The organism is Pseudomonas sp. NPDC008258 (genome assembly GCF_042956345.1).
Lineage (GTDB): Bacteria > Pseudomonadota > Gammaproteobacteria > Pseudomonadales > Pseudomonadaceae > Aquipseudomonas.
Genome location: NZ_JBIBGE010000027.1, coordinates 32571 through 45900, shown reverse-complemented (window position 1 = coordinate 45900; position 13330 = coordinate 32571). Strand labels below are relative to the sequence as shown.

The 13330-nt window shown below is 64.3% G+C and carries 12 protein-coding genes; 5 read left to right on the top strand and 7 right to left on the bottom strand.

All coding sequences use genetic code 11. From position 1 onward, the window contains the following. Nucleotides 1–30 precede the first annotated feature (30 nt). The gene (locus ACFY9W_RS20735; RefSeq protein WP_391133930.1) at nt 31–270 is read right to left on the bottom strand and encodes a hypothetical protein; all 240 of its coding nucleotides are present in this window, start codon (nt 268–270) and stop codon (nt 31–33) included. Here ACFY9W_RS20735 and ACFY9W_RS20730 point away from each other — a divergent pair. Both ACFY9W_RS20730 and argE read left to right on the top strand, forming a co-directional pair. Next, nucleotides 269–946 carry a DUF1028 domain-containing protein gene (locus ACFY9W_RS20730; protein WP_391133927.1) on the top strand — a complete coding sequence of 226 codons (678 nt, stop codon included), beginning with the start codon at nt 269–271 and terminating at the stop codon, nt 944–946. The two genes, ACFY9W_RS20735 and ACFY9W_RS20730, sit on opposite strands and share 2 nt — an antisense overlap. After that, nucleotides 939–2099 carry an acetylornithine deacetylase gene (argE, locus tag ACFY9W_RS20725; RefSeq protein ID WP_391133924.1) on the top strand — a complete coding sequence of 387 codons (1161 nt, stop codon included), beginning with the start codon at nt 939–941 and terminating at the stop codon, nt 2097–2099. Before ACFY9W_RS20730 ends, argE begins: the two co-directional genes overlap by 8 nt. A 114-nt stretch (nt 2100–2213) precedes the next feature. Here the strand turns inward: argE and ACFY9W_RS20720 are convergent, their stop codons facing one another. The 4 genes from ACFY9W_RS20720 to ACFY9W_RS20705 all read right to left on the bottom strand — a co-directional run bounded on the left by ACFY9W_RS20720 (nt 2214) and on the right by ACFY9W_RS20705 (nt 8190). Further along, nucleotides 2214–3716, bottom strand: a complete 1503-nt coding sequence (locus ACFY9W_RS20720; protein ID WP_391133921.1) for an amino acid permease — start codon at nt 3714–3716, stop codon at nt 2214–2216. A gap of 117 nt (nt 3717–3833) precedes the next feature. Beyond that, the gene (locus ACFY9W_RS20715) at nt 3834–5102 is read right to left on the bottom strand and encodes a carbohydrate porin (protein WP_391133918.1); all 1269 of its coding nucleotides are present in this window, start codon (nt 5100–5102) and stop codon (nt 3834–3836) included. 108 nt (nt 5103–5210) lie between these two features. Further along, nucleotides 5211–7628, bottom strand: coding sequence for a membrane-bound PQQ-dependent dehydrogenase, glucose/quinate/shikimate family (locus tag ACFY9W_RS20710; RefSeq protein ID WP_391133915.1), 2418 nt, complete (start codon nt 7626–7628; stop codon nt 5211–5213). A 211-nt stretch (nt 7629–7839) separates the two neighbouring features. After that, the gene (locus ACFY9W_RS20705; RefSeq protein ID WP_391133912.1) at nt 7840–8190 is read right to left on the bottom strand and encodes a cupin; all 351 of its coding nucleotides are present in this window, start codon (nt 8188–8190) and stop codon (nt 7840–7842) included. Nucleotides 8191–8307: 117 nt separating this feature from the next. On the opposite strand from ACFY9W_RS20705, the gene ACFY9W_RS20700 reads away from it, so the two are divergent. Both ACFY9W_RS20700 and ACFY9W_RS20695 read left to right on the top strand, forming a co-directional pair. Then, on the top strand, nt 8308–9213 hold the full coding sequence (locus tag ACFY9W_RS20700; RefSeq protein WP_391133910.1) for a LysR substrate-binding domain-containing protein: 906 nt from the start codon (nt 8308–8310) through the stop codon (nt 9211–9213). Between the two features lie 105 nt (nt 9214–9318). Then, nucleotides 9319–10518 carry an MFS transporter gene (locus tag ACFY9W_RS20695; RefSeq protein WP_391133907.1) on the top strand — a complete coding sequence of 400 codons (1200 nt, stop codon included), beginning with the start codon at nt 9319–9321 and terminating at the stop codon, nt 10516–10518. A gap of 210 nt (nt 10519–10728) precedes the next feature. On the opposite strand, the gene ACFY9W_RS20690 is transcribed toward ACFY9W_RS20695, so the two are convergent. Next, on the bottom strand, nt 10729–11340 hold the full coding sequence (locus tag ACFY9W_RS20690; RefSeq protein ID WP_391133904.1) for a LysE family transporter: 612 nt from the start codon (nt 11338–11340) through the stop codon (nt 10729–10731). 105 nt (nt 11341–11445) lie between these two features. Here ACFY9W_RS20690 and ACFY9W_RS20685 point away from each other — a divergent pair, with 105 nt between their 5' ends. Further along, the gene (locus ACFY9W_RS20685; protein WP_391133901.1) at nt 11446–12450 is read left to right on the top strand and encodes a helix-turn-helix domain-containing protein; all 1005 of its coding nucleotides are present in this window, start codon (nt 11446–11448) and stop codon (nt 12448–12450) included. On the opposite strand, the gene ACFY9W_RS20680 is transcribed toward ACFY9W_RS20685, so the two are convergent. Then, nucleotides 12417–13268, bottom strand: a complete 852-nt coding sequence (locus tag ACFY9W_RS20680; RefSeq protein ID WP_391133898.1) for a CAP domain-containing protein — start codon at nt 13266–13268, stop codon at nt 12417–12419. The two genes, ACFY9W_RS20685 and ACFY9W_RS20680, sit on opposite strands and share 34 nt — an antisense overlap. Nucleotides 13269–13330: the final 62 nt, after the last annotated feature.

Sequence of the window (13330 nt, the reverse complement as noted above, 5' to 3'; positions counted from 1 at the left end):
GGGATGCGGCACAAATGGCGAAAATAGTATTTAGCTGGTGCTTGCCGATAAAACGGCGAAGGCCTCGAATTCTGTGGCCTCGCACATGAGAAACTGGCCCGAAACAATTGTAGGAGCGAGCTTGCTCGCGATGCGCCGCGCGGGCGGCGCGCGGTCTCTGCCACAGCACAGTTTTTTCCTGCCTAACCCCTCGGAAAATGTTGGTTTCGTGAGGTAGAAGGTTGCGCCCAGAATGCCCTGCATAGCACAGGACAACAGGAGCTTTACCATGACCTTCTCCATCATCGGCCGCTGCCAGGAAACCGGCCAGGTCGGCATCGCCATCAGTTCTTCGAGCATCGCCGTGGGCGCCCGTTGCCCTTGGGTGCGTGCGGGTGTCGGCGCTGTTGCCACGCAGAACATCACCTTGCCGGCGCTGGGGCCGCAGATTCTCGATGCGCTGGAGCAGGGCCAGTTGCCGCCCGCTGCTGTGCTGGACCGGGTGCTGAGCGCCAATGGCTGGAGCGAGTACCGCCAGGTCACGGTGATCGACAGCCATGGCCAGGTGGCGTTGTTCACCGGTCGCGAGGCATTGGGCACGCACAACGCCGTGGCAGGTGAGCAATGCGCCGCGGCAGGTAACCTGTTGTCCTCGACCCAGGTGATCGAAGCCATGGTAGTGGCCTTCGAACAAGCGGGTGGGCACTTGGCCGACCGCCTGCTGGCGGCCATGCACGCGGCAATGGCTGCTGGCGGTGAGGCGGGGCCGGTGCATTCGGCGGCGTTGAAGATTGCCGGTGAACTGACCTGGCCGCTGGTGGACCTGCGCGTGGACTGGGCCGAAGCAGACCCCATCGGTGTTCTCGATGGCCTGTGGCAGGCGTACCGCCCGCAGATGCAGGATTACGTAACCCGCGCCCTCAACCCGACCGCCGCGCCAAGCTACGGGGTGCCAGGCGATGAGTGATGTTGCCAGCCGTACGCTGCTGGCCCGGCTGGTGGGCTTTGCCACGGTCAGCCGCGACTCCAACCTTGAGCTGATTGGCTTCATCCGTGATTACCTGGCCGGGTTGGGCGTGGAAAGTGAACTGTTCCATAACCCGGAGGGCACCAAGGCCAACCTGTTCGCCACCATCGGCCCTCGGGACGTAGGTGGGGTGGTGCTGTCGGGCCACACCGATGTAGTACCGGTGGACGGCCAGGCCTGGACGGTCGAGCCGTTTGCGCTCAGCGAACGTGATGGCCGCCTTTATGGCCGTGGCACGGCTGACATGAAAGGCTTCATTGCATCGGTGCTGGCAGCGGTACCAGCGTTTCTTGCCCAGCCGCTGCGCATGCCGGTGCACCTGGCGTTCTCCTACGACGAAGAGGTCGGTTGCCTGGGCGTACGCTCGATGCTCGCCGCGCTGGAACAGCGCCCGCACAAGCCGCGTCTGTGCCTGATTGGCGAACCCACCGAACTCAAGCCGGTGCTAGGGCACAAGGGCAAGCTGGCGATGCGCTGTCAGGTGCATGGCGCGGCCTGCCACTCGGCGTATGCGCCCTATGGGGTGAATGCCATCGAGTACGCGGCGAAGCTCATCGGCAAGTTGGGTGATATCGGTGATGCACTGGCCTTGCCACAGCATCACGACGAGCGCTTCGACCCGCCATTCTCCACGGTGCAGACCGGGGTGATCAAAGGGGGCAGGGCGCTTAACATCGTGCCGGCGGAGTGCGAGTTCGATTTCGAAGTGCGCGCCTTGCCGGGGTTTGAAGCACAGGCAGTGGCCGACCAGTTGCAGACGTATGCCGAAGCGGAGTTGCTGCCGCGTATGCGCAAGGTCCACGCAGGCAGTGATATTCGCCTGGAACCGCTGAGTGCATACCCTGGGCTGGCGACACCGGAGGACAGCGAAGCTGCGCGGCTGGTGGCGTTGCTCAGTGGCTCGGATGAATTCGGCACGGTGGCGTTTGGTACCGAAGGCGGGCTGTTCGACCAGGCGGGCATTCCGACCGTGGTGTGTGGACCTGGCAGCATGGACCAAGGGCACAAGCCGGATGAGTTTGTCAGTGTCGAACAGTTGCAGGGCTGTGATGCCATGTTGCTCAGGCTGGTGGATTACCTTAAGCAGGATTGATCGAGTTGGCTTCTTCGCGGGCTTGCCCGCTCCCACAGGTACTGCGCAGTCCATGAGACCAGTGGGGTCCCTGTGGGAGCGGGCGAGCCCGCGAAGAGGCCATCAGCTTGAAACTCAGATCTCGATCGCCCCACTGACCAACCCATAAACGGCAATCACCGCCCCCAGCACCACCACAGCAAAAACCACCCGCTCCAGCCCGTTGAACACCTGCCGCTGCTGCTCCATTCGCGCCATGATGTACAGCACCGTCCCCGGCCCATAGATAACCGCCGACAGCAGCAGGTACTTCATCCCGCCCGCCCAGACCATCAGCACCGCATAGGCGGTTGCCAGCAAGGCCACCAGCAGGTCCTTGCCGCGTTCGGCCGTGTCGTTTTCATAGGTCTCCCGGCTTACCGCCAACTTCAGCGCATAAGCCGCCACCAACAGATAGGGGATCAAGGTCAGCGAGCTGGTCAGCTCCAGCGCCAAGGTAAATGCATACTCGGTGAACCACGTCAGCAACAGGAACAATTGTACGAACAAAGTGGTCAGCCACAGCGCCGCCGAGGGCACCTGTTGCGGGTTCTGCCGGGTAAGAAAGGCCGGCATGGCCTGGTCGTGGGCGGCCGAGTACAGCACCTCGGCGGCCAGCAAGGTCCATGACAAGTACGCACCCAGCACCGAGATGATCAGGCCGATGCTGATGAAGATCGCGCCCCAGCGCCCGACAATCGCCTCCAGCACCCCGGCCATCGATGGCTGCCGCAGGCCGGCCAGTTCCGGGCGAAGCATCACGCCATAGCTGAGCAGGGTGATCAGCACCAGCAGGCACAGTACGCCGACAAAACCGAGCACCGTGGCAATGCCCACGTCACGGCGGTTGCGCGCGTAGCGTGAATAGACGCTGGCGCCTTCGATACCCAGGAACACGAACACCGTTACCAGCATGGTGCTACGCACCTGCTCGAACAGCGACTCGCCCGGCGGCAGCAGTTCGGCCGCAGCATGCCCGACCCGGCCAAAGTCTTCGAGGTGCTCCAGGTCGGCTGCCGGCCCGGCCATGGGGGTGCCCCAGAAGTTCTGGCTGAACAGCCCACCGTCGAATGCGGCGATGATGACCACGATGAACACCAGGATCGGGATCATCTTCGCCACCGTGGCAATGGTGTTGATGACTGCCGCCTGTTGTACCCCGCGCAAGACCAGGAAGTGGAAGGCCCACAACAATACTGATGAAACGGCGATGGCAGCCACGGTGTTGCCTTCGCCAAAGACCGGGAAGAAAGCACCGAGTGTGGATTTGATCAGGATGAAGTAGGACACGTTGCCGATGCAGGTGCCGGCCCAGAAGCCAAAGGCCGAGGCAAAGCCCAGGTAGCTGCCGAACCCGGCGCTGGCGTAGGCATAGATGCCCGAGTCAAGGTCCGGGCGGCGGCGGGCAAGGGTCTGGAATACGAAGGCCAGCATCAGCATGCCCAGGCCGGCGATGCACCAGGCAATGATGGCGCCAAGGCCCCCGGTGGCACGGCCGAAGGTGGCCGGCAGCGAGAAGATGCCGGCACCGACCATGGAGCCCACCACCAGGGCGGTGAGCGACCAGACGTTGAGTTTGCCTTCCGTTGCGCTGCTCATTGGCTTTGCTCTCCCTTGCAGTGAAGGGTTGAGTAAAGACCGGGGAAAGGGGGTGTGCCAGTTGTTGAGGGTTATGGCTGATGGCCTGCGAATGGGCCGCAGCGCGGCCCCGGCGATTCAGAAGGTTGCCTTGACCTGCAGGCCAACCACCAGCGCGTTGTCGATGTCTTTCCCAGAGAACGCACCCGGCTCAATGATGTACTGCACATCCGGGCGCAGGTTCAGCCACGGCGTGGCCTGGTAGCCGTAGCTCAGCTCGATCAACTGCTCGGCGCTGTCGATGTCGGGGAACTGCTGGCCAGCATTGAAGGCTGCATCTTCCAGCACATCGCGGCTACGCGGGTTGGGAACGGCACGGCCGTAACCCAGTGCCACGGTGTCTTTCGGCCGGCCTTCGAACGGCTTGTACAGCACCACGCCCGCGCCATACCACTTGGTGAACGGCGAGGCGGCCTTGCTCGACGCCGAGTACTGGCCGAAGGCATGCAGGCTGCGGCCTGGCGAGCCCTGGTCGTTCCACACGGCCTGGTCCACCAGCAGGTAGTGGCCGCCGCGGCCGGACACTTCATCATCGCTGCCGATGCGTTTCACATCGGAGCTGTCGTAGTAGTAGCCCAGCTTGTACTCGCCCGGCAGTTCACCCTGCAGCTTGTACACGAGTTCCACCGGTACCACGGTGCCGGCAGTGTGCTTGGGGCCCAGGTGCCAGGCGCGGCTGGAGTTGCCATTGCTTTCGGGGTCGACGTTGAACGCCGCCACGCGCAGTTGCCAGGCAGGCGACAGGTCATACTTCACCCGTACGCCCAGGTGGGCGTTGGGGTAGTTGGTCCAGCCGCTGCCACCGGACATGTTCAGCGGGTGGCCGCAAAAGCCGGCGTTCATGAAGTTGCACAGGATGCCGCTGTCCAGGCCGCCCAGGTCGTTACCCATGGCCATGTAGCCCAGCTTGACGTTGAGTGCCGGGGTGAACAGGGTGCGCTCGTAGCTCAGTTCGGTCAGGCGGGTGTACAGGCCACCGAAGTTTTCCTGGATCGGCAGGCGGTTGCCTACCAGGTCTTCAGAAGCGCTGTTGCCGCGGCGGTCGTTGATGGTCAGCTGGACCTTGCCGCCGTTCTCCAGGCCATACAGTTTCGACAAGTCGAACTGTACGCCCAGCTTGACGTTCTGCGAGTAACGCGCCGAGCGGTGCAGGCCGCCGTGGGCGTTGTAGGCGGTTTCGCCGCTGTAGTCGCCGGTGATTTTCACGCCGTCTTCTTCCAGCTGGTGGCGCAGGCCGCCCCAGTCACCGGTCAGGGTGCTGCGGGTCAGCAGGTCGTCGTTGGCGAGGGCGGTGGTGCTGGCCAGGGCCAGCAACAGGGTCGGGGTGATGCGGATTGCGGATGGCATTGCGTTGTCTCGAATTGTCTATGGGCCATTCGCGGGCGCGCCCGCTCCCACAAGGTTCAAGGCAGAACCTGTGGGAGCGGGCATGCCCGCGAAGTAGGCGACGCGGTCTTACGGCAGAGCGTAAGAAATCACGTAGTCGCCACGGTCAGTCGACTGGCGTGCACCGCCAGCCGTGATCACCACGTACTGCTTGCCGGTCTTCGGCGAGACGTAGGTCATCGGGCCACCCTGGCTGCCTACTGGCAGGCGGGCCTTCCAGATCTCGTTGCCGTTGCTGCTGTCGTAGGCGCGCAGGTAGAAGTCCTGGGTGCCGGCGATGAACACCAGGCCGCCTTGGGTCGACAGGGTGCCGCCCAGGGTTGGCAGGCCGATCTTGATCGGCAGGTGCATGCGGATGCCGAGCGGGCCGGTGTCTTCAACAGTGCCCACCGGTACCTGCCAGGCAACCTGGCGGGTCTTCATGTCGATGGCGGTCAGGGTGCCGAACGGTGGTGCCTGGCACGGAATGCCGGCTACCGACAGGAAGCGGTTCTTGTTCACGGCATACGGGGTGCCCTTGAGCGGGACTGCGCCCATGCCGGTGTTCAGCGCTTCGCCACCGGAGGACGCACCGCCTTTGTTCTGCGACGGAATCATCTGGATCCACAGGCCCAGGCGCATGTCGTTGACGAAGATGAAGCCATGTACCGGGTCGGTGGAAATGCTGCCCCAGTTCATGCCGCCCAGCGAACCCGGGAAGCTCAGCGACAGGTCGGTGCCCGGCGCGGTGTACAGGCCGTCGTAGCGCATTTTCTTGAAGTCGATGCGGCACAGCAGCTGGTCATACGGGGTGGCGCCCCACATGTCCGATTCGGTCAGGGTCTGCGCGCCGATCTGCGGCATGCCCACCGACTTCGGCTGGGTTGGGGAGTACGGCTCGTTCGGGATGTTGCTTGGCTTGACCGGTACTTCGTCGACCTGGGTCAGCGGCTTGCCGGTGGCGCGGTCGAGCACGTAGATCTGCCCGGCCTTGGTGCCGATCACCACCGCAGGTACCGACTGGCCGTCGTCCTTGGTGAAGTCGATCAGGCTTGGCTGCATCGGCAGGTCGAAGTCCCACAGGTCGTTGTGCACGGTCTGGAACACCCACTTCTGGTTGCCAGTGGTGGCGTCCAGGGCCAGCACCGAAGCGCCGTAGGTGTGGTCCAGCTTGCTTCGCTCAACGCCATAGATGTCGGTGGACGACGAGCCCATTGGCAGGAACACGGTGTTCATCGCCGGGTCGTAGGACATTGGCGCCCAGCTGTTCGGGGTGCTGCGTACGTAGGTGCTGTCGCCCTGCGGTGCCTGGCGGTCTTCCGGGTTACCTGGGTCGAAGGCCCAGCGCATTTCCCCGGTGATCACGTCGAAGCCACGGATCACGCCGCCTGGCATGTCGGTCTGGACGTTGTCGGCAACACGGCCGCCAACCACCACGGTGGTACCGGCCATCAGCGGCGCGGAGGACAGCTGGTAGTAGGAGTCTGGCACATTGCCCAGGCCGGCCATCAGGTTGACCTGGCCGTTGTTGCCAAAGCCCTGGCAGAACTCGCCGTTGTCGGCGTCGACAGCAATCAGGCGGCCGTCGATGGTGTTGGTCAGCAGGCGACGCTGGCAGTTGGCACCGGCCGGTACGCTACCGCCGGCGACCGGGGAGCTGTTCGGCTGGGTCGGCTGGGCGATGGCGGCAGTGGCGTCGAAATAAGCCATGCCACGGCAACGCTGCCAGACCTTGGACTGGGCGTTGATTGCGTTCTTCCACAGCTCTTTGCCGGTGTCGGCATCAAGGGCGATCAGGTTGTTGTGCGGGGTGCAGATGAACACCTTGTTGCCGATCTGAAGCGGGGTCAACTGATCTTCGGCACCGTTGCCATCGCTGATGGCCACGTCACCGGTGTGGTAGGTCCAGGCCACCTTCAGCTTGTTGACGTTGTCGCGGTTGATCTGGTCCAGCGCGGCGAAGCGGCTGCCACCTTCGGTGTTGCCGTAGTGGGCCCAGTCTTTCTGCTCTTTGCCGGCTTCAACCGGGGTCATGCCAGGCCCTTTGCCGGTAGGGGCGACGCTCGGGTGGGCAACGAACATGTTACCGGCGGCGATCACCAGTGCCACGGCCATCACCCCGGCAACGCCGTAGGCACCACGGCCAGCGCTGGCGCCGTTGGCACGCGCCAGCAGCGGGTAGACCAGCGCCACCACCATGCCGATGGCGGCAAACATGAACAGACGCGAGAACAGCGGCCAGAACACCAGGCCAGTATCGATCAACGCCCAGACCGCAGTGCCGACCAGGAATGCAGCGTACAGCCAGGCACCAGCCGCCTTGCGGCGGGCGATGAGGACACCGGCGATGGCCATGGCCAGGCCGCCGATCAGGAAGTACCAGGAACCGCCCAGGCCGGCGAGCTTGACGCCGCCGGCAGCCAGGAGAAGACCGAGCAGGGCGATGATCACGCCCAGGCCGATCAGGATGATGTTTGTGGCGCCAGAGGCGCGCGGTGTTTCGTTCATGCCAGGGATCTCAGCAGGTGGAATGCGCGCAGTCTAAGCCCTTAGCTTGCTAATTAACAAGTTGGTACATAATTTTGTGAGGCTGATTGTCGCAGGGCTGAACTTGCGAAGGTGTGGCTAAAAGTCTAGATCATGTCTTTAAAAATGCATCAAACGAAGTGTTCATGCAGGTTAGTCAACCTGCATTCATACTTTGGTCGACTGCGCTGCCCTACGCCGGCCATGGCGCGCTGTTGCTGTAAAACACGGCGAGCCAGACGGTGGCTGTGCCGGGTGCGGTCCATTCCACGCGGTGGCGGTAGTGCGGCGGAATGTCGAGGCAATCGCCCGGTGCCAGCAGGCGGGTGTACTGCTCGTGTTCGAAGCGTAGGCCGGCAGCACCACTGAGTAGCACGATCCATTCGCCTTCGGCCTGGTCGTACCAGAACCCGGGCGGGCTGGCTTGGCCGCTGGAAACGATGCGCTCCACCCGCACGCCAGGGCGGCTGAGCAATTCGTCTACGCATTCGGCACTGGTGGGATCGCAGGGGGGCAGGGCAGTCAGCAGGTTGTTAGGTGTCATGGGAAGCCTCGCGTGAACAGGAGTTGTTCCACTATGGACGTGATTGCTTTGTAGCGCGCTTCTTGACCCACCCTGCGGTTTGTAAGAACTTTCTGAGATTTGGAAAACGGGCAGCAGATGGACAAACTCCTGGCGATGAAGATGTTCGTGACCACCGTAGATGCCCAGGGCTTTTCTGCCGCTGCGCGCAGGCTTGGGCTGGCGACATCGTCGGTAACCCGCCTGGTCGATGCCCTGGAAGCCGCGTTGGGTGCCACGTTGCTCAACCGCTCGACGCGCCAGGTCAGCCTGACCGAAGCCGGCGCCCGTTACTATGAGCGCGCCCGGGGCATTTTCGAGGCGCTGGACGAAGCCGATGCCAGTGTTGCCGACCGTGGCGAGGAACCGGTTGGTGTCTTGCGGCTGTGCCTGCCGGTGGAGTTCGGCAGGCGGGTCATTGCACCGTACCTGGGGCCCTTCCTGATGCGGCACCCGGCGCTGGAACTGGATATAGACCTCAGTGACCGGCTGGATGACCTGCTGGACGGGCGTTATGACCTGTCGATCCGCCTGGGCGACCCTTCGCCCAATGACGAACTGGTGTGCCGCCAACTTGGCCGCTTTGAGCGTTGGCTGGTGGCCAGCCCGGTATATCTGGCCGGGCGTGACCCGCTGCAGCACCCCCGGCAACTGCTGGAGCACGCCTGCCTGCGCTTTCGCTATGGGCAAAAAGCCCGGCCCTGGCGCCTGGCGCGTGGGCAGGACAGCCTGGAGCTGGACGTAACCGGGCCGCTGCGCAGTGCCAATGCCGACATGTTGCGTGAAACCGCGTTGGCGGGCAGCGGCATCGCGCTGCTGGCCGACTGGCTGGTGCGCGAGGATGTGCTGGCCGGGCGCTTGCAACGGGTATTCCCCGACTGGCAGGTGAGCCCGGGCATGGCCAACAACAGCATCAACGCCCTCTACCTGCCCAACCACCGTGGTTCGCGGCGGGTGAATGCGTTCATCGACTTTTGCGAGAATTTGCTGCAACGCGGCGCTTAGCGTTGCGCAGTACGCAAAGCCGCATTGCGCCCAGGCCGGATTCTCGCCAACGACGTAGATGGGTAACGTAGCCGGCATAGACCACCCCTTGTCGAGGAACCACGCATGAATCCCTCCCTTGCTGCCACGCAGCCCGCAGCCACCAGCCTGAGCCGGGCGCTGGTCGTGCTGCTGGCGTTCTGCTGCGGCGCGATCGTTGCCAACATCTACTACGCCCAGCCTATTGTCGGTTTGATCGCCCCGGACCTAGGGCTGTCCACCGAGCATGCCAGCCTGATCGTTTCGCTCACTCAGTTGGGTTATGCCCTGGGCCTGCTGTTGCTGGTTCCGCTGGCTGACCTGCTGGAAAACCGCCGCCTGATGGTCGCCACCGCTGTGCTGGCCTGCGTCAGCCTGCTGCTGGCAGGGACCAGCAGCAGCGGCCAGGGCCAGCTGTTCCTGGGCTATGCGCTGTTGATCGGGTTCAGTTCGGTGGCGGTGCAGATGCTCATTCCACTGGCGGCGCACCTGGCACCGGAGCAACAGCGTGGCCGCGTGGTCGGTAACATCATGGGCGGGTTGTTGCTGGGTATCCTGCTGGCGCGGCCGTTGTCCAGCCTGGTGGCCGACCACTTTGGCTGGCGCGCGGTGTTCATTGGCGCTGCCGGGGTGATGCTGGCGATCATCCTGCTGCTGGCCCTGACCCTGCCGCAGCGGCGGCCCGAACACAAAGCCAGCTATGCCGGTTTGATGCTGTCGTTGCTCACCTTGTTGCGCCGCTATCCGCTGCTGCGCCAGCGTTCGTTGTACCAGGCACTGATGTTCGCAGCGTTCAGCCTTTACTGGACGGCAGTGCCCATGGCGCTGGCGGGTGAACATGGCCTGTCGCAGAGCCAGATTGCCGTGTTCGCCCTGGTGGGCGCGGTGGGGGCCGTTGCTGCGCCGTTGGCTGGGCGCCTGGCAGACGCCGGGCATGCGCGGGCCGGATCGCTGCTGGCGCTGTTGCTGGCGCCGGCTGCCTTGCTGCTGGGCTTGACGGTGCCGGGCTATAGCGTGATCGGCCTGGGCTTGACCGGCGTGCTGCTGGACTTTGCGGTGCAGATGAACATGGTCATCGGCCAGCGCGAAGTGTATGCACTGGACCCGGCCAGCCGCGGTCGGCTGAACGCGGTGTACATGACCAGCATCTTCCTGGGTGGGGCGCTGGGGTCGGCCGTGGCCAGTGCGCTGTTCAGCCAGTTTGGCTGGCAGGGGGTGGCGCTGGTGGGGGCGGGGTTGCCGGGGGTGGCGTTGCTGGTCTTCCTGCTCAAAGCCCGGCGTGCCTGAACGAGGGGCTGCCGACGTTCGCTGTCGCCGTGGGGGATTGCCCAGCCCATTGGGCCGCGCTGTCGCGCAGAGAACTGATTCCGGGCGCACCGCGTACCCTGTGGGAGCGGGCGTGCCCGCGAAGAATCCAACGCGGTGCATGGCACCGGCTGCGCCGGTGTTCGCGGGCATGCCCGCTCCCACAAAGGCCGTGGATACCTGCACCAAGTGTTAGCGGCTAAGCGGCAGCGCCACGCCAATCAAGGCAAACAGGCTGCCGCAGCAGCGGTTGAAACCTTTGCCACCCTTGGCCAGCCACGGCCTGATACGAAACGCCAGGCGCGCCAGCAGGTACTCAACCACAAACTCGATGCTGGCAAAGGTCGCCGCCATCACCACGAACTGCAGCATCAGCCCGCGCTGCGGGTCGATGAATTGCGGCAGAAAAGCGCCATAAAACAACAGTACCTTGGGGTTGGCCATGGCCGACAACAAGCCTTGGCGGAACAAGCCAGCATTGCCAAGCCGTGTGCTGCGTTCGGTCAACTCCAGATGCAGGCCCGGGCTGCGCCACAGCTGGATACCCAGCCAGACCAGGTAGGCGCCGCCCACCCACTTCAGCACGCTCAACACCGAGGCCGAGGTTTGCAGCAGCGCGCTGAGGCCAAACATGGCCAGGGCAATGAGTGCGCTGAAGCCGAACACGCCGCCCACAATGGTGAACAACGTGCGGCGCGCGCCATACAGGGCGCCATGGGTCAGGGCCAGCAGGCTGTTCGGGCCTGGTGTCAGCGACAGGCCGATGCTGGCCAGCAGGTAGATGAGCCAGGTGTCGAGTGCCATGGGGGTTGCAGCCTTGGTGATGGAGAGGGTGCCAGTCTATGGCGCGATGCCCGCTCGGCAAGCGTATGATCTGGACATTGAATAGTCGTTTCTGGACGCAATGCCATGCTGCCTGATATCCGCCTGCTGATCCTGCCATTACCGGACTTCGCCCTGCTGCCATTCGGCGGTTTTCTCGACAAGTTGCGCTTCAGCGCCGACGACGAAGACTACAGCCAGCAGCGCTATTGCAGCTGGACTGTGGCAGGGCTCACCCTCGACCCGGTGGCATCGAGCAGTGGGGCGGTGGTGCAGGTGGAGGCGGTGGCCGGCCAGCTTGACCTGTCCAGTTTCGACTACCTGGTGGTGTTCGGCGGGCGCAACGCCATGGCTACAGCTGCTTTGGCGCCGCACTACCAGAGCTTGCTCAGGCAGGCCGGCAAAGCCGGGGTCAAGCTGGTGGGGGTCGACAATGGCGCCTTCTTGTTGGCGGCGTGTGGGTTGTTACGGGGCCACAAGGTGGTCGTGCACTGGCGTCACGAAGCCGAGTTTCGTGCAGCGTTTCCACAGTTGCAGGTGCTGCGCGATCAACTGTATTGCATCGACGCAGGCCGTATTACCTGCGCTGGCGGCACGGCAGCCATCGACCTGGCGGTGGCGCTGTTGTCACAAGCCTGTGGACGCACCCGGGCGCTCAAAGGGCTGGCGGACATGCTGGTGGACGAAACCCGCGACAGCCGCCACGCCTTGCGCTCGCTGGAGCTGGGCGTGGGCCAGGGGCGCCAGGTGCAGCGGGCGCAGGCCTTGATGCGTCACCACTTGGGCACCCCGCTGGCGGTGGAGCAGCTGGCTGCAGAGCTGGGTATCAGCCGGCGCCAACTGGACCGGCAGTTCCAGGCCAGCCACGGCATGAGTGCCAAGGCCTGGTGGCTGGAGATGCGCTTGCAGCAGGCGCGCTGGCGCTTGCAGAATTCCAGCCACAGCCTGGCGCAGATTGCCGACGAAACGGGGTTAGGCGATGCCAGTTACCTGGGCAAATGGGTACGGCGGCGGTTTGGCTGCACAGCCTTGGCGTTGCGGGCAGCCAAACACCCGGCTTACTGCCGCGTCCCGAACAAGCCTGTCCAGTAGATGCCTGCATCGCTTTTCGGGTCTACGGCATAGGCGGCGCCCAGCTCACGGAACTCCGGGTTCATCAGCGTGGCGCAATGCCCGGGGCTCTCCAGCCAGCCATCTACCACCTTGTGTGCGGTGTCACGCCCGGCGGCGATATTTTCGCCCACCTGCTGGTACAGGTAGCCGGCCAGCTCCGCCCGGTCACCGGGGGTGCGGCCATCCTTGTCGATGTGGTCGAAGAAGTTCTGGTTGGCCATGGCCCGTGTGTGGTTGGCGGCGACCCCGGCCAGTACCGTGCTCCAGCTCAGTGCGGGGGCTGCAGCAAACGGCTGGCCGCCGCATTGGCGCGGTACCTTGCGCGCAGCGTTGATCTCTTGCAATACCTTCTGCCCCTCGGCCTGCCAGTCGCCCAGGCGGCCGCTGAGCAGCGGCCGGGCCAGCACGATGCGCCAGTCGCGGCCCTCCTGGCTGACACCGATATCGACGAACTGCGGGTCGAGCACCACCTGGCAGAAGCTTTCTTCGATGGCATGCATGGCCGCGCGCGCATCGCGTGGCCCCGACAGGCTGATGGCCTGTACGTTGACCATGGGGTAGGCGGCGCGGGTCATGGCCTGCTGCAGGTCACGGGTGCCTTCTGGCGACAGCGCCAGGCGGGTGTCGCTGTTGAGCGGCGGCAGCTCCAGCGACGCTTCGCCACCGCAGGGTTGGGCCTGGCTGCGGTAGACATTGATCGAATCGATCAGTTGCGCCTCTTCGCCGGTGACAGCCAGCGCCCCGGTCGAGACGACCAGGCCCAGCGACAAGGCAGCAACGGATGACAGGACGCGCATGTGGATCTCCCTATGACTGGCAGCGTCGTGGTATGCGCTGCTCATCCTACACAAGCCCGGGG